Here is a 17,791-nt window from a genome sequence, read left to right as displayed (position 1 = left end):
AGGGTAGTTAGCGGATACAACCTAGCCATCGGCCTTGCGCAGCTTTTCTTAAGCCAGCTCCAGACCCGTCAGTCGAAAATAATCCGGCGCTTGCGGATCAGGCAGCGCCGGCCGCCTGACACGGTCCGGTACGTGGCATGCGCGCACCGAAATACGCCGCCGTCACAATCCCCACAGCGCCCATCACGGCACAAAAGATCACGCAGATCCATGGACTCCACGGCATCAGACCAATCAACAACAGCGGTGTGATACTTGCCCAGGCGGCGTAGGCAATGTTGTAGGTGAAGGAAATGCCCGACACGCGAATCCGCGCCGGGAACAACCCGACCATCACCGAAGGCACCGCACCCACTACCCCACAAGCCAGGCCGGCGACCGCATAGGCCATGCCGATCCAATGCCCGCCCATGATCAGGCAGCCATACAACACGCCAATGCCCAGCGGCAGCAACAGGCTGTACAGCATGACCGTGCGCCAGGCGCCGATGCGGTCGACCAGCAGTCCGGCGATCACGCAGCCGATATTCAGAAAAACGATGCCCAAGGCACTGAGGCCGAAGGTGTGGCTGGCGGTCATGCCGAAGGTTTTCTGCATCATCGTCGGGGTGATGACCACGAACACCACCACCGCCGAGGTCAGCACACAGGTGAGCAACATGGCCGGCAGCATGGCCAGACGATGCTCACGCAGCACCGTGCGCAGCGGCAGCTCGACCCGCGCCTCGCGCTGCGCTTCCATGGCCATGAACACCGGGGTTTCGCTGAGCCAGCGGCGCAGGTAAACGCCCACCACGCCGAACACGCCGCCGAGCAGAAACGGATAGCGCCAGGCGTAATCGATAATTTCGGCAGGCGTGAAAACCTGCGCCAGGAAGGTCGCCGTGAGTGCGCCGATCAAGTAACCGAAGGTCAGGCCGGCCTGCAGAAAGCCCAAGGCGTAGCCACGATGGCCGGTCGGCGCATGCTCGGCGACGAACACCCAGGCACTCGGCACTTCACCACCCACCGCAGCGCCTTGCAGGATGCGCAGCGCCAGCAACAGCAAGGGTGCGAAATATCCGATCTGCGCGTAGGTCGGCATGATCCCGATCAGCAGGCACGGCAGCGCCATCATCAGGATGCTCAGGCTGAACACCTTTTTGCGGCCCAGACGGTCGGCGAAATGCGCCATCAGAATCCCGCCCAACGGCCGCGCCAGATAACCGGTGACGAAGATGCCGAAGCTTTGCAGCAAACGCAGCCACTCGGGCATTTCCGGGGGAAGAACAGCTGGCTGAGGGTCAGCGCAAAGAATACGAAGATGATGAAATCGTAGATTTCCAGCGCCCCGCCAAGCGCCGCAAGGCCGAGGGTCTTGTAGTCGGAGCGGCTGAACGGCGCCGGTCGGGCTGGAGAATTGGCAGTCATGACAAAGAACTCAGGCATCGGCAAAAACCAAGGCGCCCATGGTCTACGCAAAAGCACGGATCGACAACCCGTCAGACCATAGTCTCGGTTTGCGAAAACCTGCTCAACAAAAGGGCGGCGCTTGATTTACTGTTAGCGCCTGTCCATGGGACCACGCCAACACCGACCAGCCGCCCATGTGGGAGCGAGCCTGCTCGCGAAAGCGTCAGTTCAGACAACCTGATGCTGAATGTGCCGACGTCTTCGCGAGCAGGCTCGCTCCCACAGGGTTCTCTGTGGCTGTCGAGCCGGGCGACTGCTCCCACGGATCAAAATAACCATAAAAAATCCGAGGTACTTCCTGTGGCCGTTGATATCGAAGATAGCCGCTCCGCGCGCTTTGCCCTGCGCTGTTCCAGTTTTGCCGAACGCTGGTTTCCCGATTCCTGGGTATTCGCCGCGTTGGCCGTGATCATCGTTGCGCTGGCCACTCTGGCCATGGGCGCCAAACCCACCGCTGCAGCGATGGCCTTCGGCGACGGCTTCTGGAGCCTGATCCCGTTCACCATGCAGATGGCCTTCGTGGTGATCGGCGGCTACGTCGTCGCCAGCTCTCCGCCCGCAGTCAAACTGATCGACAAACTGGCACACATCCCGAAAAACGGCCGCTCCGCCGTGGCCTGGGTGGCATTGATCTCGATGGTCGCATCTTTGCTCAACTGGGGTCTGTCGCTGGTATTTGGCGGGCTGCTGGTACGCGCCCTCGCCCGCCGCACCGATCTGAAGATGGATTACCGCGCCGCCGGTGCCGCTGCTTACCTGGGCCTCGGCGCGGTGTGGGCGCTGGGCTTGTCATCGTCGGCCGCACAGTTGCAGGCCAACCCAGGCAGCCTGCCGCCGTCGATCCTGTCGATCACTGGCGTAATCCCGTTCACCGAAACCATTTTTCTCTGGCAATCCGGGGTCATGCTGCTGGCGCTGATCGTGATCTCGATCATCATCGCCTACGCCACCGCGCCCGGGCCGAACTCGGCACGCGACGCCAAGGCCTGCGGCATCGACCCGGCGTTCAACCTGCCGCCGCTGCAACCGCGCACTCGCCCCGGTGAATGGCTGGAACACAGCCCGTTGCTGATCATTGTGCTGGTGCTTCTGGCGGCGGGATGGCTATTCCACGAGTTTTCGACCAAGCCGGCGATTACCGCGATTTCCGGCCTGAACACCTATAACTTCCTGTTCATCATGCTCGGCGCGCTGTTGCACTGGCGCCCGCGCAGCTTCCTCGATGCGGTGGCCCGTGCGGTGCCGACCACCACTGGCGTGTTGATCCAGTTTCCGCTGTACGGCTCGATCGCCGCGCTGATGACCACGGTCAAAGGCGCCGATGCGCAAACCCTCGCGCATCACATCTCGACTTTCTTTGTCAGCATCGCCTCCCACGACACCTATGCGCTGCTGATAGGCGTGTATTCGGCGATTCTCGGTTTCTTCATCCCGTCCGGCGGCGGCAAATGGATCATCGAAGCGCCCTACGTGATGCAAGTCGCCAATGACCTGCAGTACCACCTCGGCTGGGCGGTGCAGATCTACAACGCCGCCGAAGCCCTGCCGAACCTGATCAATCCGTTCTATATGCTGCCGCTGCTGGGCGTGCTCGGGTTGAAGGCGCGGGATTTGATAGGCTTCTCGTTTGTGCAACTGCTGGTGCACACGCCGCTGGTGCTGCTGCTGTTGTGGGCGCTGGGGACGACATTGGCGTATACGCCGCCGGTGATGCCGTAAGTCGATAAAAACGCACCTGCTCAAGGGCAGGTGCTCTCAAAACTTGGTTTGATCGCTGCTTTAGACGGGTCGCGCCTGATCAAGCACCTGCTGACGAAATTTCAGTGGCAGGTCGCCGGGGGTCAGCACCTCGACCGCAACACCCAGCAGGTCTTCAAGCTCAACCTGAAGTCCGCCCAGATCAAAAAGCGTCGTGCCGGGCAGCGGGTCAACCAGCAGATCGAGATCGCTACCGTCCAGATCCGTCCCCAGCAATGCTGAACCAAATACACGCGGGTTGGCCACGCGAAAGCGCCCGATCACTTCGCGGACGGCGGACCTTTGCATGTCGAGAGCAGTAGAAGGCTTCATGACTCACCCTTGGAAAATTCGATGTCGCTGCAGTCTAGCAGTGCGGACGCGCACCAGGCAGCGTGCCTGTTGGCACAGCCGTAACAATATGTGCGCTGCTTGGGTAATACCGCATTCAGGCAAGAATCCACACTCAACCGCTTTTCTGTCAAACACCACTGATCCACTATGAAGCGCCCCCAAATCGAGGGGAACCCACGCTGAAAAGGATCTGAGCATGTTCAAACTCGCAGGACTTACCCTCGTTGCACTGACGCTAAGCGCCGCCGTCCACGCCGATGTCGACGTAAAACTGGGCAGCACCGAGCGCGTCACCCGCCTCTTCGCCTACCCCAACAATTGCAGCGTGATCTGCTTTCGCAACTGGACGCTGGAGCAGACCGTTGCTCACTACCTGAGCCAGAGCGTCCAGCGCGACGGTTACGCCGATGCCAAGGTGCTGGTGAAAACCGACAACGATCAGCTTTACGCCGAGATCACCGGAGTGCCGGACGGCTATGACAAGCCGCTGTCGGCGTTGCTCGACGCCGGCGACCTGGCTTATGCCGGCGCCAGCAAGCTGAATGCCGATGGCAAATGGGCCTACAGCTGGTATCTGTTCCTGCCGCTGGGCATGGCTCTGGAAAATCGCAAGAGCGTCGAGTTGCTGCACTTCCCGCCTGACTACTCGCTGACCCAGGCGCAGGACTATCTGCGCTCGAACACCACCGATCGCTGGGCGACGTTGCTGACCGATAACGGCATCCCCGCCGGGCAGACGCCGGCTTACCAGACCATCATCGACATCGCGCCGATCGCCGCGCCGTCCAATGCCGGCGGGGATCTGGAGGACGTCTACGACTACTTCAAGGATTACCAGACTACGCTGGTCAAGCAGTTCAGCCAGACCGCCAGCGGCACGACGCTGCCGATGGTTGCGTTCGGGGCGCCGGTGCGCAACTGGATCAAGGAACAATACGGGCCGACCGTGGGGGTGCTGGGGCTGGCGAGCATCAGCCCGGCCGAAGGGGTGAATGTGCCAGTGCTCGGTTCCAACCATCCGAGCTATATCTGGTACGCCGCCGATCCGAAAAGCTATACCGGCGACGATGCCCAGGCGAAGGCAGACGCGGCGGGCTTGAAAGTCATGGGCCAGGATTTGAGTGCTGCCTGCTGGCAGGCGGCAATGGGCAGCAAACCGGGCAGCGATGCGCAGGCCACGCTGAACAGTTGCACGCAAACATGGCAGGTGACGCAAAAGGTCAAAACCTGCGAGTTGTTCTATACCTCGATCCGCAACCTCAGCGCTGAACAAGCGGCTGCCAAGTGCGCCACGCCACGCATCAAGACACAGCTGCAACAGCTGAAAGCGCCACTGCCTGCGGCCGCCGTGCCCGCACCAACTCTGTAATCGCTGCTGAAGTCCCCCGTGTCAGCCAATGCTGACGCGGGATAACGGTGATCGCGCCTGTCAGGTTTGACAGTAGACCGGTAATTTCAATTGCGCGACGCTTGGATCCAATCATGCCTCGCCTGGCGAGGCATGGGCACAACCCGGAGGCAACACTCACCAACAAGGATCGTTATGAACAATCAAGCCGTGGGCCGGCACCTGCCGCGCGACACAGAAGGCATCTATCCGTTCGCCGGACTTCCGGTGCGGCTGGGCTTCCCATCCTGCCAGGACTTTCAGATTATCCACGACGAACGTGGCATGGCCACGGCGGTGGTAGCGCGCCGCGAGTTTCTGCGCATTAGCCGAATGTGCCGGGTTTCCGGGCAATTGCTGCCCTATCGCTGTCGACAGACCCGTCAGTTGCAAACCGGCATCCACGTTTACGATCCGCGCTTTTGCGGTGTGCTCGAGCACGCCTGCGATCCGAATGTATTTCTCGACATGAGCGAGTTGTGGCTGTGGGCCTTGAAAGATATCCATAGCGGCGAACATCTGAGCATCGATTACGCATCGACCGAAGACAAACTGCTACGCCAGTTCGCCTGCGATTGCGGTTCGTCGCGCTGCCGTGGCTGGATCACCGGTTACGACGAACCACCCACGCCTGAAGGCCAGCGCTTTTTACAGCGCTGGCGGCATCCAGGCCGAAGCTGAAAGCTGCGGTTACGGCGCGCCGACCGGACGCAAACGGTATTGCGGCGGCAACTGTTCGAAACCACTGATGGTGGTATTGAGACTTTTCCAGCGGCCGTCCTTGATGCCGTAGATGCAGCCGTGGATCGACAGCGGCTGCCCGCGATGCCAAGCGTTCTGGATGATGCTGGTGTGCGCGACGTTGGCCACTTGCTGGATCACGTTGAGTTCGCACATGCGATCGACCTGCTCTTCTTCGGTCGCCAGCTTGGCCAGCTCTTCGCGCTTTTCGTAATAAAGATCGCGAATCGACCGCAGCCAGCCGTCGATCAGGCCGAACTGGCGATCCTGCATCGACGCGCGCACGCCGCCGCAGCCGTAGTGGCCGGTGACGAGGATGTGTTTGACCTTGAGCACATCCACCGCGTACTGGATCACCGAGAGGCAGTTGAGGTCGGTGTGCAGCACGACGTTGGCGACGTTGCGGTGTACGAACAGATCGCCCGGCAGCATGCCGACGATTTCGTTGGCCGGCACGCGCGCGTCGGAGCAGCCGATCCATAGATATTCCGGGGTCTGCTGGCGCGCCAGTTTGGCGAAGAAGTCCGGGTCTTCCTTGGTGATCGCGTCAGCCCAACGCTCGTTGTTATCAATCAGGTCTTGTAGATCGTGCATGGATAAGGCCTCAAGAAAGATGCGCAGGTTTGATAGACGACCACCCGTCGAAGTCACGCCGCCAGCGCAAAGTGTTTTCGTTGGAATTCTCGCGCGCCCGGTGAGTCCACTCAGTAAGGCCCACAGTATGAGGAATTGCCATGACTGATTCACGACGCCCTTATGATGCGGTGCAACCGGAACCCATCGACGATAACGAAGACCGCATGGGCTCGGTGCACGAGCTGGATTTCGACGACGAAGAGCCCAGCGCAAAAATCGGAGATGAACTGCCCGAGCGTGAACGTGAACAATTGATGCCGGCTGAGCGAGTGCGTGAGGCTGGCATGACCGGTGCCTCGGTGGATGATCATCAGCCGACTGACGATGACCTGAGCCCGGAAACGTTGATTCGCGAGGATGGTGCGAGAGATGCCGAGGAAATCGGCGACGGCGATCAGGCGGATTGGGATTTGAGCGTGGTCGATAAAAATGACATCGGCGGCGGCGACGGGCTGGATGAGGCGGAACTGGCGGATCTGGATCCGTTGGATGGCAAGCGCTGATCCGCTAACTTGAAATTCGCCCCCTGTAGGAGCTGCCGAAGGCTGCGATCTTTTGATTTTGCTTTGGATCTTACAAAAACAGGATCATAAGATCGCAGCCTTCGGCAGCTCCTACAGAGCCTAATCCACCAAGGTACAGGCCATCACCACCGCATCTTCACGCCCACCCACCGCCGGATAATAATCGCGACGCCGGCCGATCTCGTTGAAGCCATACCGCTCATACAACTTGAAAGCAGCAGTATTGCTGTCGCGCACTTCGAGAAAACACTCGCGAGCCTCAGCCGCGTACGCTCGCGACATCAGATGCTCAAGCAACGTCAGGCCCAACCCGCGCCCCTGATTTTCCGGTTTGACGGTGATATTGAGCAGGTGCGCCTCATCAAGAATGATCTGCACCACGCCATGGCCAACCTGTTGCTGGCCTTCGAACATCAGCCAGATCTGGTATTTGCCCAGGCCATCGAGAAAGATGCCCCGGGTCCACGGATGGCTGTACGCGGCGTATTCGATCTTCAACACAGCGTCCAGATCCGCCTCGGTCATCGGGCGAAAGGTTACAGCCTCACTCATCGGATTGTTTCCAGCGCGCCATCAGCCGACGCATGGCTTGCCACACAGCGGCCTTGCGCTGTGGCTCTTCCATTAACAGTTCCAGACCGGGAATCGCCCAGGCCAGGCCCAGACCTTCGATCTGCAATTCACTATTGAACGCTTCAGCGTCCGCCTCCCCGGCAAACTTCAGCGCCGGCAGGCCGATCAGCCACAAACAGGCGCAGGGCGCCGCTTCCATCTGCACCGAGAGGAAACCCTGCACAAAGTCGCGCGCCGCTTCCGGCCCCTGATCCAGCGTGCCGCGATTGAGCCACGGCCAGCGCACCGGTTCGCCGACGATTTGCGGCGCATCCGGCAGACCGGCGGCGCGCAGCATGTCCTTGAGCAGCAGGTAGGCCGGATCGCGACTCTGAAACGCTTCGCCTGTGGGTAACTCGACCAGCAGCAGGCAGCGCCCGGCGCGCAGCAGTTGCAGGGCGAACCGCGGCGGCGGCACTGGCGCAGGCTTGACCACCACCGGCGTGTCGTCGACTTCCTCCACCGGTTTCGCGCCGTTGCGGGTACTGGCCAGCGACGGACGCGGCACCTCGATTTTCGGTCGCTCGGCCTGACGCGCGGCAGGCTGCGCCGGTGCTTCGGCCTGAGGCGCCGGAGCAACCGGTACCTCGAGCTCGGGCTCGGGCATCTCCAGCAGCTCGGGCCGCGACGGTGCGGCGAAAGGCAGTTCGGTGCGCGGCAGCCAGTTGACCACCTGCATGGCGTTCAAATAGGCGCGGCGGCGGGACTCGATAAGCAAAGGTCGGCCACTTGTGGATAACGGAAAGTGCGCTGATTCTACCGCCCTTCGCACAAGATCGCTCGCTGTTGATCGATACCCCGCGCTGCGCTGCGCCGCTGCCCTTTGGCCAAAGAATGCGACAGCCCGTCCCGAGAGTGAATCGCCGCGCCTGTGATGCAGTACAATCGCCGCTTTTAATCGCCAACCAGCCGGCCATTCCGATGATCGAACCCAAGCGCGTCTTGCGCGCCCTCGCTGAACACTGGGCACTTCTGGAGCCACTGTGCGAGCACTTCGACCAAGGCACCCTGAGCCTCAACGAACTGCGCACGCAACTGGCCGCCCAACAACTCGACAGCACGCCACAGGACATCACCAGCCTGCTCGACGTGTGGATTCGCCTCGATATTCTGGTTCCGGTGGCGAAAAGCCCGAACCGTTTCGAGCTCAACGCGCAGATCCACGACTTCCTCGCCTACCTGCGCCGCGAACACCGCCTCGGTCTGTGCCTGGAAATCGAAGCCTATTTGCGTCACCTTGAGCGTCTGGCCGGTTATATCCAGGACGCTTTCGACGTCCGTGACGGCAACGATCTGGCGCGCCAGTTGCGTTTGCTCGACATGCGTGTGCGCGACGTACTGAAGAAACTCGACAACGATGAACAGGCCCTGGTGGCCGTGGCCGAACGGGCGAAGACCAGCGACCGGCAGATTCCGCTGCGTCAGCGTTACGCCGAAGTCCTGGCGACGTGGGACGAATACGTCGAGCCGATGATCGATCTGGTCAACGCCGATGGCGCCTTCGAACAAGGCGTGCGCAAGGTCGAAACCGTGCTGCTGAAGATGCTCAGCGAACAGCAGCGCCTCGGCCATCTGGTCGATGACGACATGCTCCTGCGCACCCACGCGCGCATCCTCGAAATGCAGACCAGCGCGCAACTGACCCTGCGTCATGCCCGCGAACTGCTGCTGCCGTTGCGTGAAGAAGCGCGTCGGCACAACGCCGTGACCCGTGGCGCCGCACTGGCGCTGGCGGCGATCCGGCGTAAGGGCATCGACGCCGTGCCGCAAGCAGCGATGCCACTGTTCACCCGCCCGCAAAGCACCTTCCTCGGCAGCGCCAGTCAGGTCGAAGCCTACGTCTACGCGCTGGCGCGTTTCGAGCCGAAACCGGCGCGCTTCCCCAAGGCGCACAAAACCCAGAAGGCGGGCGACGCTCCACGAGCGCCGCGCACCGTGCGCGAGATGGTCGATCGTTGCGAAGAGTCCCTGCCGATGCCGGACCTGATGACCTGGCTGCTGGAGCAGGAACCGGACGGCGCCACCGACGAATTGCTTTACTGGTTCTCGCGCCTGTCGCGGGAAAAACGTTTCAAGCGCGAGCGTCTGGAACGCCGCGAATACCACACTCACGAGCATCAGGTCAGCCTGCGCTCCTTCGCCCTGCTCTCGGCCAGCGATACCGCCGCCGAGGATTCTGCGAGCATCCCAAATGCATCTTGATCTTTCCGAACTGTCGCAACTGGCGCCGATCTTCCGCGAGTTGTTCAAGGGTTACCACGTCAGCCGCCGTGATCCTGAGCTGTACGCACAACTGTCAAACTTCCAGGATCAGTACCGCACGCTGTTCAAGGCGCTGGGCTTTGAACTGGTCTGCGACACCCGTGGCTTCTACTATTTCGTGCCGGACATGGCCGCCGCAGCGGTGAACAAGACCGCCCAGCGTCTGGCGCTGTTCACCTTCATCCTCGTCGAGCACCTGGCCGATCAGGGCCGCGACCCGATTGCCGTGCTCGACGGCGGCAGCCTCGGCCGCGAAGAATTGCCGTCGCTGCTGGACAAGTACCGCGACCTGTTCATTCAGGCCGAAGTGCAGACTGTTGAAGAACTCGAAGAAAAAATCATGCGCCGCATGACCCAGCTTGGTTTTGCCGGCGAAGAAAACGGCGTCTACCGCTTCCTGCCGCCGATGCACCGTTTCCTCGACGTGTGCCTGTCGGTACAGCAGGACCGCGACCTGGCAGCCAGCGTCCACAGCGTTCTGCCGCTGCCTGCGCCGGTGCTGATCGACGAAGAAGCCGAAGCGAAATTCCTCGAAACCGACGATCCGCTCGATCTTTCCGAATTTGAAGAAGAAAGCGAAGAAGACGCACTGGCCCGCGCCATTGCCGAAGAACAGGAGTCCGATGCATGAGCCAGGAACGCTACGGCATCCGCCGCTTTGCTCTTTTGAACACCGCCGGCTACAGCCTCGGTCTGTTTCCGCTGGAAGAACCGCTGTCGGTTTACGGCGCGAACAACCTCGGCAAGTCGGCGTCGATCAACGCTTTGCAGTTCCCGATTCTGGCGCGCATGTCGGACATGAGCTTCGGCAAGTACAGCCTCGAACAATCGCGGCGCTTCTACTTCGCCTCCGACACCAGTTACATCCTCGTTGAAGTCAACCTGCCCCACGGCCCGCACGTGATCGGCGTGGTCGGTCGCGGCCCGGGCGGCGGTTTCGGGCACCAGTTCTTCGCCTACGCCGGCAAGCTCGACCTGGCGCATTACCAGAAAAACGACACCTGCCTGCGCCAGAAAGAACTGTTCAGCAATCTCGAAAAAGAAGGCCTGAAAGCCTACGAACTCAAGCCGGACGAACTGCGCCGCTTGCTGGTTGGCGGCCATACGTCGATCCCGCTCGACCTGACGCTGATCCCGCTGCGCTCCACCAGCGAGCAGAGCCTGAAGACCTTCCGCGCGCTGTTCATCAACCTGCTGCACATGCGCGAAATCACCGCGGCCAAGCTCAAGCAACTGTTCCTCGATGCTTTCGAGCACAGCCTGCGTTCGGGCAGCGTCGATTACATCGCCGCGTGCGAAGAAGCCTTCCGCGACGTGCGGCGCATGGAGCAGGACTACAACTCGCTGGTCGCCGCCGGCCCATTGGTTGAAGCGCTGGCCAACGGCGTGAAACAGCGCGACGTGCTGCGCGGCAAACTGCATCGCCTGTCGCCGCTGCTCGATTCCTTGCTCGGCACCTGGTCGGACTACGCCACGGCGCGCAAGGAAGAGCTGACCATCCAGGCCGAGCACTACCGTCGCGAGCAGGACGATCTGCAGAACGATCAACGCGGTGGTACTCAGGAACTGATGCGTCTGGAGCGGGAAATTTCCGGCATCCAGCGCTGGCTCGGCGAGTTGTCGGTGCTGAAGAACCGCTTTGCCCTGGTCGATGACGTCAAAGTGTTAGAGCAACAATTGCTCGCCGCCAAGGATGCACACGACGAACTGGCCGGTGCCTTGGCGCAGTCGCGTCAGTTCAGCGCCGAAGATCTGGAAGAGCGTCTGCGCGATCTGGAAAAACGCCTGAAGTCGGTGAAGCAACAACTCGATCACGCTGATAACAACAGCTACGCCCGCCTGCGCGAAGAGTTCTCGCAACAGGACGTCGAGCGTCTGATGCGTCTGTTCAATAGCGCGCTGTTCAGCCTGCCGCTGGGCGAACACGGCATCACCCTCGACGAGAACGGTGAGTGGGTCAAATCCGTGGAGCTGATTCTTGATGGCTTCAAGGGCGAGCGCTTCGAAGTGCCGGGCCTGTCGATAGACATCTCGCACATTGAGCCGCCCGCCTTGCAGGCGCTGGCTGACCGCGCCGCGTTGCGTGATCAGAAAGAGCGTCTGGAAAAAGAGCTCAAGCAACTGAAAACCCAGCAGGCCGTGGCCGCCGACCGCGCCGCGAGCAAGACCCAGACCGAAGCGCTGTACCAGCAGGTGCTGGACGCACAGAAGGCGCTGGAAGATTTCCGTCGCACCCAGACCCTGAGCGCCGAAGAAAGCGACAAGCTTGAGCAACTGGCGCAGATGGAAGCCGCGCAGGACGAACTCAAGCGCTCCAGCGATGCGTTCACCGAGCGCGTCCAGCAACTGTCGGCCAAGCTGCAACTGGTCGGCCGTCAGATCGCCGACATGGAAGCCAAGCAACGCACGCTCGACGATGCGCTGCGTCGTCGTCAGTTGCTGCCGGCGGATCTGCCGTTCGGCACGCCGTTCATGGATCCGGTCGATGATTCGATGGACAACCTGCTGCCGCTGCTCAACGACTATCAGGACAGCTGGCAGGGCCTGCTGCGTGCCGATGGCCAGATCGAAGCGCTGTACGCGCAGGTGCGTCTGAAAGGTGTGGCCAAGTTCGACAGCGAAGATGATATGGAGCGGCGTCTGTCGTTGCTGATCAACGCTTACGCGCACCGCACCGATGAAGCCCTGACCCTCGGCAAGGCGCGGCGCGCGGCGGTCACCGACATCGCCCGGACCCTGCGTAACATCCGCAGCGATTACGACAGCCTCGAGCATCAACTGGCGCTGTTCAACCGCGAGATCAACAAGCGGCAGGTTTCCAACCTGCAGAGCTTCCGCATCGTCCTCGCACCAAACAAGGAAGCACTCAAGCACATCGACCAGATCATCCACAGCGCCGGGCAATATGAGGAAGGCGAAACCCTGTCGGTGTTCGACCTCAGCCAGAGCGCCGAGCAGGACAACAAGAACGAAGAGGCCAAGGAATATCTGGCGCGGCTGGTGGCAGCGAACCACAACCAGCTCGGCCTCAAGGACTTGTTCGAACTGGCCTTCGAGATCACCAAGGTCAACGGTCAACCAGTCATCCACACCGACATCGACGGCGCGGCCTCCAACGGTACGACCATGACCATCAAGGCACTGACCAACATGTACTTGTTGCTGCACTTGATGGATCGCGATCTGGCCGGCCGCGTGCGTCTGCCGTACTACCTCGACGAGGCGGCGGACATCGATGAGAAGAACCAGGCGGCGCTGCTGGAAACCAGTCTGCAACTGGGCTTCGTGCCGATTCTCGCAAGTGTGAAGCCGCAGGTCTGCGCCAGTGTCGCAATCGACCTGGAAGGCGGCAGCGGCCCGGCCGGGATCTACATCGATGAAGCGGACTGGAAGTACATCCGCCGCCATGATGTGGTCAAGGCCACGCTGAATGTGCAGGCGGATGAGCCGGAGCTGGATGCGGTTTGATCGGCTTTAGCTGAAGGCATAAAAAGGGCCGCGATCTGCTGGGATCGCGGCCCTTTTTTATGGAGTGGATTTTGTGTTGATTTGGCTGGCCCCTTCGCGAGCAGGCTCGCTCCCACAATTGGAATGCGTTCCCCTTGTAGGAGTGAGCCTGCTCGCGAAGGCTATTCAATAGGCGCCACTACTTACCCAGCTGAATCTTCGGCGCCCAGGTCAGCCATTCATCCTCGAACTTGTCGAACAACGGGAACGTCTGCTCGGCCCGCGCCGGGTTGCCCATGCGTTCACCGTCCGGGGTGGCGAAGGCAATGCCACCCTGAATCAGCGTCTCCAGCGATTCGGTGCGCACCGTCACGCCTTTGAACAAGCCGTAATCGAAGCCCACGCCGCTGGTATTCCAGAAACGGCTGCCGCTGCGCACCAGTGGCGCATACTTCGGCTCGATCAGGATGTGCACCAACACACGGTCAGCTGTCTGGCCCAATTCATAACCGGTCACCTTTCCGACGGTGATCTCACGGTAAGTCACTGGTACGCCAGGCTTAAGCGAACCACGACGTGCGGCGCTCAACACCAGACTCAGACCCGCTTCCTGCCTGGTGACTTCCGGCGCTTCGGCCAAGGCAACGAAGTTCTTCTGCGGGCCGAGATTCTTCGCCGCCGGCTGGACTTCGATGTATTTGCCGGTGACCAGCGTTTCCAGATTCTGCGTCTTGATCAGACCCAGTTCCGGCTTGACCACCCAGAACTGACTGCCGACTCGCGCGATCTTCTCCGGCACTTCAGTGATGCGAGCGGTGAGGATTACCGACTGCATGTCATCGGTCAGATCGACGCTTTCAATCTTGCCGACATCCAGCCCCTTGAAACGTACCGGCGTACCGCTGCTCAAGCCGTCAGCGCGATCAACCTTGATCGTCACTACCGCACCTTTCTTGTTCGCCTCATCGTGATCGGCGAACAGACGGAAGCGCGGGATACGTTTCTTCAACGGCGCATTGGCTTGCGGCGTTTCGAACGCGATACCGCCGGCCATCAGGGTTTGCAGGGATTCACTCTTGACCTGAATGCCCCCGGTCAAGCCACCGGTGAGGGTGATGCCGCTGACGTTCCAGAAGCGCGTCGAGGCGTTGACCAGGTTTTCATATTCCTTCTCGATGTGCACGCCGATGACCAGCTGCTTCTTGGTTCGGGAGAACTGGTAGCTCTGCACCGAACCGACCTTGACCTGCTTGTACAGAATCGGACTGCCGACATCGATCGAGCCCAGCGAGTCGGTGAACAGCACCAGATGCAGGCCTGGCGAACGCAGATCCAGCGGTGGTGCTTTCGGTCGCGCCTCGAACTCGCGCTTTGGCGCGGCGCCTTTATCACCCGGGCGCACGGCGATGTAATTACCTTTCACCAGCGCCTCCAGGCCGGTAATACCGGCAAGGGATATCGACGGCTTGACCACCCAGAACTGCGTGCCCTCAACCAGATAGTCTTCGGCCAACGGATCCAGAGTCAGCTCGGCTGTGGCGCTGTTCAGGTCCGGATCGACCTTTAGCGCTTTCAGGTTGCCGACCTGAATACCTTTGTACATCACCGGCGTGCGACCGGCCTGCAGGCCCTCGAAATCGCTGAGTTTGACCTTCACGCGAATCCCGGCAGCGGCAGCGTCGAAGTCTTCATAGAGACGGAATGGCAGGCTCGGATCGGTCGCCGGACTGTCCTTGCGATTCTCCGGCGTCGCGAACGCGATACCACCGGCGACGATACTAGCCAGGGATTCGCTGCGCACTTTCACGCCGGACAGGTTAGCGTCGATGCTGATGCCGCTGGCGTTCCAGAAACGAGTATGTTTGCGCACCAGTTTGGCGTAGGTCGGCTCGATGAACACTTTCAGTTCAACGGTGCTCTGATCCTCGGACAGCACGTAGCTTTTGACCTGACCGACCTTGATCTGCTTGTAGAACACCGGGCTGCCGCGATTCAACGAGCCGAGGCGATCGGCCTTGATGGTCAGGTGCAGACCGGGCTTGGCGTCGGACAGCGGCGGCTCTTCGGCCAAAGCCTTAAACTTGCGAACCGGCTCGCCTTCACCGGGACTGATGGCGACATAGTTACCCGAGACCAATGTTTCCAGACCGGTGATACCGGCCAGGGTCACGCTCGGTTTGACCAGCCAGAACCGCGTGCTGGTCTTCAGGTACTGCTCAACATCCTTGTTCATCTCGATGGTGGCGATCACCCCTTTCGAGTTGCCCTCATCGTCGAGCTTGAGCGTCTTGACCTTGCCGACCGGCATGCCTTTGTAGACCACTTCAGTCTTGTTGGCCTGGATGCCTTCGCCGCTTTCGAAGCGCACCTGAATCTCGATACCGGTCTCGGAATAAGCACGCCAGCCGAGCCAGCCGCCGATGATCAGCGCGATCAGAGGCAGCACCCAAATGGCCGACCAGTTCGAAGCCGGTCGGGTTTTCGCTACAGGCAAATCAGTCATGGTCGTCGTCCGACTCCGTGTTATCCCAAATCAGTCGGGGATCGAAAGTTACTGCGGCGAGCATCGTCAGAATCACCACGGTGGCGAAGGCGACGGCGCCCAGATTTGCTTCGACACTGGCTATCCGGCCGAAGTTGACGACCGCCACGAGAATGGCGATCACAAAAATATCGAGCATCGACCAGCGGCCAATGAACTCGATGAATCGGTACATCCAGATACGCTGACGGGCCGACAATGGCTGCCGACGCTGCACGGAAAACAGCAGCAGCGCGATGCCAACCAGTTTGAACGTGGGCACCAGAATGCTGGCGATGAACACCACGGTGGCGATCGGGATCATGCCGTGCTGAACCAGTTCAATCACCCCAGACATGATAGTGCTCGGTTCACCCTGGCCCAGAGAACTGACCGTCATGATCGGCAAGACATTCGCCGGAACATAGATAATGGCTGCCGTGATCAACAGCGCCCAGGTGCGGGTCAGGCTGTTGGGGCGGCGAGCGTGAACCTGCGCGCCGCAGCGGGTACAGCTCTGCTCATCGACGTCAGCTTCCTGCTTGTTCAGTTCGTGGCATTCGGTGCACACCAGAATGCCCGCATCAATCGCCCGCATGGGCATCCTCTCCTGATAATGCCTGCCAGATCTGATGCGGTGACATCACCACCTCCAGCCAGACTTGCACCAATAACAAGCCAATGAAACATGCCAGCCCGAGGCCGACGGTGATTGCTGCCATATCCGCCAGCTTCACGATCGCGACGAGGACGCCCATGAGGTAGACCTCGAGCATGCCCCAGTCTCTGAGGTGGTGGTAAATACGATAGAGCAGCAAACCGTAGCTGCGGCCGACATCGAAACGAATCGTCAGTAACACAAACAGCTGGCACAGCAACTTGAGTAACGGTATCGCCATACTGCAGAGGAAGACGACAATCGACACGCCTTGCATGTCGGTGCTGAACAGGCCGACTACGCCACTCCAGACCGTATCCTGCGAGGATTGCCCGAGGATATTGAGTTGCATGATGGGTAAAAAGTTTGCCGGCACGTAAAGTAATAACGCGGCAATCACCAGGGCGAGGCTGCGCTGCACCACGTTATGGCGATGGGCGTACAACTCATAACCACAACGCGGGCAGAGTGCTTTCTCACCATGGGCAAGTGTCGGCTTGCGCATCAGCAGGTCGCACTCGTGGCAGGCTATCAAGTCTTCCAGCGGTAAATCTGACAGCCCGGGGGCGTCAACCGATTCTGACATACAGGCTCTGGCTCCGATAAAGATGGGGCTATTCTAGTGTTCTGGTTCGAAAATAACTGTGCAATTTTGTTCGCCATAGCGCTGAAACTTTCTCGCAGGCAAAACAAAACCCCAACTGCTTTCGCAATTGGGGTTTCGGAATTTAATCTTGACGATGACCTACTCTCACATGGGGAAACCCCACACTACCATCGGCGATGCATCGTTTCACTGCTGAGTTCGGGATGGGATCAGGTGGTTCCAACGCTCTATGGTCGTCAAGAAATTCGGGTACTGACTCGGGACCGGATGGCCTCGCTTCAGCAAATTGGGTATGTGACAGCTGGTGTTTGTGAACTTCGAACTTTCGGTTCGTTTCGTCTTCACACACCGCAATCTGGCGCCTTTTCAGGTCAGCAAATTGCTTGGGTGTTATATGGTCAAGCCTCACGGGCAATTAGTATTGGTTAGCTCAACGCCTCACAGCGCTTACACACCCAACCTATCAACGTCGTAGTCTTCGACGGCCCTTCAGGGAACTCAAGGTTCCAGTGAGATCTCATCTTGAGGCAAGTTTCCCGCTTAGATGCTTTCAGCGGTTATCTTTCCCGAACATAGCTACCCGGCAATGCCACTGGCGTGACAACCGGAACACCAGAGGTTCGTCCACTCCGGTCCTCTCGTACTAGGAGCAGCCCCTCTCAAATCTCAAACGTCCACGGCAGATAGGGACCGAACTGTCTCACGACGTTCTAAACCCAGCTCGCGTACCACTTTAAATGGCGAACAGCCATACCCTTGGGACCGGCTTCAGCCCCAGGATGTGATGAGCCGACATCGAGGTGCCAAACACCGCCGTCGATATGAACTCTTGGGCGGTATCAGCCTGTTATCC

General features: G+C 60.2%; 14 protein-coding genes, 2 rRNA genes and 1 pseudogene (1 of these 17 only partly in view). 7 read left to right on the top strand and 10 right to left on the bottom strand.

Features of this window, described 5'->3' with window-relative positions; genetic code table 11:
- Positions 1-97 precede the first annotated feature (97 nt).
- Positions 98-1,410 (bottom strand): annotated as a pseudogene (locus ACZZ0K_RS01750) (MFS transporter).
- Positions 1,411-1,752: 342 nt separating this feature from the next.
- Between ACZZ0K_RS01750 and ACZZ0K_RS01745 the strand changes: the two are divergent.
- Positions 1,753-3,171, top strand: coding sequence for a short-chain fatty acid transporter (locus tag ACZZ0K_RS01745; RefSeq protein WP_258707201.1), 1,419 nt, complete (start codon positions 1,753-1,755; stop codon positions 3,169-3,171).
- A 60-nt stretch (positions 3,172-3,231) separates the two neighbouring features.
- Here the strand turns inward: ACZZ0K_RS01745 and ACZZ0K_RS01740 are convergent, their stop codons facing one another.
- Positions 3,232-3,522, bottom strand: a complete 291-nt coding sequence (locus tag ACZZ0K_RS01740) for a nucleotidyltransferase family protein (RefSeq protein WP_071173590.1) — start codon at positions 3,520-3,522, stop codon at positions 3,232-3,234.
- A 217-nt stretch (positions 3,523-3,739) separates the two neighbouring features.
- Here ACZZ0K_RS01740 and ACZZ0K_RS01735 point away from each other — a divergent pair, with 217 nt between their 5' ends.
- Entirely contained in the window at positions 3,740-4,912 is a 1,173-nt protein-coding gene (locus tag ACZZ0K_RS01735; protein WP_252882686.1) for a hypothetical protein, read from the top strand.
- 174 nt (positions 4,913-5,086) lie between these two features.
- Entirely contained in the window at positions 5,087-5,611 is a 525-nt protein-coding gene (locus ACZZ0K_RS01730; protein WP_071173592.1) for an SET domain-containing protein, read from the top strand.
- Between the two features lie 9 nt (positions 5,612-5,620).
- Here ACZZ0K_RS01730 and can read toward each other — a convergent pair whose 3' ends face one another.
- Positions 5,621-6,265 (bottom strand): carbonate dehydratase, encoded by a 645-nt coding sequence (can, locus tag ACZZ0K_RS01725; protein WP_039761245.1) that lies wholly within the window; start codon positions 6,263-6,265, stop codon positions 5,621-5,623.
- 140 nt (positions 6,266-6,405) lie between these two features.
- On the opposite strand from can, the gene ACZZ0K_RS01720 reads away from it, so the two are divergent.
- Positions 6,406-6,810 (top strand): serine kinase/phosphatase, encoded by a 405-nt coding sequence (locus tag ACZZ0K_RS01720; protein WP_258707202.1) that lies wholly within the window; start codon positions 6,406-6,408, stop codon positions 6,808-6,810.
- A 120-nt stretch (positions 6,811-6,930) separates the two neighbouring features.
- Here the strand turns inward: ACZZ0K_RS01720 and rimI are convergent, their stop codons facing one another.
- Positions 6,931-7,383 (bottom strand): ribosomal protein S18-alanine N-acetyltransferase, encoded by a 453-nt coding sequence (gene rimI / locus ACZZ0K_RS01715; protein ID WP_039761243.1) that lies wholly within the window; start codon positions 7,381-7,383, stop codon positions 6,931-6,933.
- Positions 7,376-8,122, bottom strand: coding sequence for an energy transducer TonB (locus ACZZ0K_RS01710; RefSeq protein WP_258708219.1), 747 nt, complete (start codon positions 8,120-8,122; stop codon positions 7,376-7,378). The genes rimI and ACZZ0K_RS01710 overlap by 8 nt, the downstream gene beginning before the upstream one ends.
- Before the next feature lie 242 nt (positions 8,123-8,364).
- On the opposite strand from ACZZ0K_RS01710, the gene mksB reads away from it, so the two are divergent.
- Genes mksB through mksF form a run of 3 tightly spaced genes read left to right on the top strand, consistent with a single transcriptional unit; the run spans position 8,365 to position 13,173 of the window.
- Positions 8,365-9,645 carry an Mks condensin complex protein MksB gene (gene mksB / locus ACZZ0K_RS01705; RefSeq protein WP_160768349.1) on the top strand — a complete coding sequence of 427 codons (1,281 nt, stop codon included), beginning with the start codon at positions 8,365-8,367 and terminating at the stop codon, positions 9,643-9,645.
- Positions 9,635-10,336 carry an Mks condensin complex protein MksE gene (gene mksE / locus ACZZ0K_RS01700; protein WP_016773189.1) on the top strand — a complete coding sequence of 234 codons (702 nt, stop codon included), beginning with the start codon at positions 9,635-9,637 and terminating at the stop codon, positions 10,334-10,336. Before mksB ends, mksE begins: the two co-directional genes overlap by 11 nt.
- Complete coding sequence (mksF, locus tag ACZZ0K_RS01695; protein WP_041480021.1) at positions 10,333-13,173, top strand: Mks condensin complex protein MksF; 2,841 nt, start codon at positions 10,333-10,335, stop codon at positions 13,171-13,173. Before mksE ends, mksF begins: the two co-directional genes overlap by 4 nt.
- A gap of 178 nt (positions 13,174-13,351) precedes the next feature.
- On the opposite strand, the gene ACZZ0K_RS01690 is transcribed toward mksF, so the two are convergent.
- From ACZZ0K_RS01690 to ACZZ0K_RS01670, 5 genes are all read right to left on the bottom strand, one after another.
- On the bottom strand, positions 13,352-15,655 hold the full coding sequence (locus tag ACZZ0K_RS01690; RefSeq protein ID WP_041480022.1) for a PqiB family protein: 2,304 nt from the start codon (positions 15,653-15,655) through the stop codon (positions 13,352-13,354).
- A complete protein-coding gene (locus ACZZ0K_RS01685) occupies positions 15,648-16,271 on the bottom strand; it encodes a paraquat-inducible protein A (protein ID WP_095181639.1) in 624 nt (207 codons plus the stop codon). Before ACZZ0K_RS01685 ends, ACZZ0K_RS01690 begins: the two co-directional genes overlap by 8 nt.
- A complete protein-coding gene (locus ACZZ0K_RS01680) occupies positions 16,258-16,917 on the bottom strand; it encodes a paraquat-inducible protein A (RefSeq protein WP_056790348.1) in 660 nt (219 codons plus the stop codon). Before ACZZ0K_RS01680 ends, ACZZ0K_RS01685 begins: the two co-directional genes overlap by 14 nt.
- Before the next feature lie 146 nt (positions 16,918-17,063).
- Positions 17,064-17,179 (bottom strand): 5S ribosomal RNA (gene rrf, locus ACZZ0K_RS01675).
- A gap of 153 nt (positions 17,180-17,332) precedes the next feature.
- A 23S ribosomal RNA gene (locus ACZZ0K_RS01670) occupies positions 17,333-17,791 on the bottom strand (it continues 2,435 nt past the right edge of the window).

The organism is Pseudomonas sp. AC255, assembly GCF_979258175.1.
The sequence above is the reverse complement of the archived record's forward strand: the minus strand, read 5'-3'. Positions and strand labels throughout refer to the sequence as shown.

Excerpts from the sequence above, each read along its gene's own strand:
- ACZZ0K_RS01740 (WP_071173590.1), bottom strand. The coding sequence starts at position 3,522 with ATGAAGCCTTCTACTGCTCTCGACATGCAAAGGTCCGCCGTCCGCGAA.
- ACZZ0K_RS01735 (WP_252882686.1), top strand. The coding sequence starts at position 3,740 with ATGTTCAAACTCGCAGGACTTACCCTCGTTGCACTGACGCTAAGCGCC.
- ACZZ0K_RS01730 (WP_071173592.1), top strand. The coding sequence starts at position 5,087 with ATGAACAATCAAGCCGTGGGCCGGCACCTGCCGCGCGACACAGAAGGC.
- can (WP_039761245.1), bottom strand. The coding sequence starts at position 6,265 with ATGCACGATCTACAAGACCTGATTGATAACAACGAGCGTTGGGCTGAC.
- ACZZ0K_RS01720 (WP_258707202.1), top strand. The coding sequence starts at position 6,406 with ATGACTGATTCACGACGCCCTTATGATGCGGTGCAACCGGAACCCATC.
- rimI (WP_039761243.1), bottom strand. The coding sequence starts at position 7,383 with ATGAGTGAGGCTGTAACCTTTCGCCCGATGACCGAGGCGGATCTGGAC.
- ACZZ0K_RS01710 (WP_258708219.1), bottom strand. The coding sequence starts at position 8,122 with ATGCAGGTGGTCAACTGGCTGCCGCGCACCGAACTGCCTTTCGCCGCA.
- mksB (WP_160768349.1), top strand. The coding sequence starts at position 8,365 with ATGATCGAACCCAAGCGCGTCTTGCGCGCCCTCGCTGAACACTGGGCA.
- mksE (WP_016773189.1), top strand. The coding sequence starts at position 9,635 with ATGCATCTTGATCTTTCCGAACTGTCGCAACTGGCGCCGATCTTCCGC.
- mksF (WP_041480021.1), top strand. The coding sequence starts at position 10,333 with ATGAGCCAGGAACGCTACGGCATCCGCCGCTTTGCTCTTTTGAACACC.
- ACZZ0K_RS01690 (WP_041480022.1), bottom strand. The coding sequence starts at position 15,655 with ATGACTGATTTGCCTGTAGCGAAAACCCGACCGGCTTCGAACTGGTCG.
- ACZZ0K_RS01685 (WP_095181639.1), bottom strand. The coding sequence starts at position 16,271 with ATGCGGGCGATTGATGCGGGCATTCTGGTGTGCACCGAATGCCACGAA.
- ACZZ0K_RS01680 (WP_056790348.1), bottom strand. The coding sequence starts at position 16,917 with ATGTCAGAATCGGTTGACGCCCCCGGGCTGTCAGATTTACCGCTGGAA.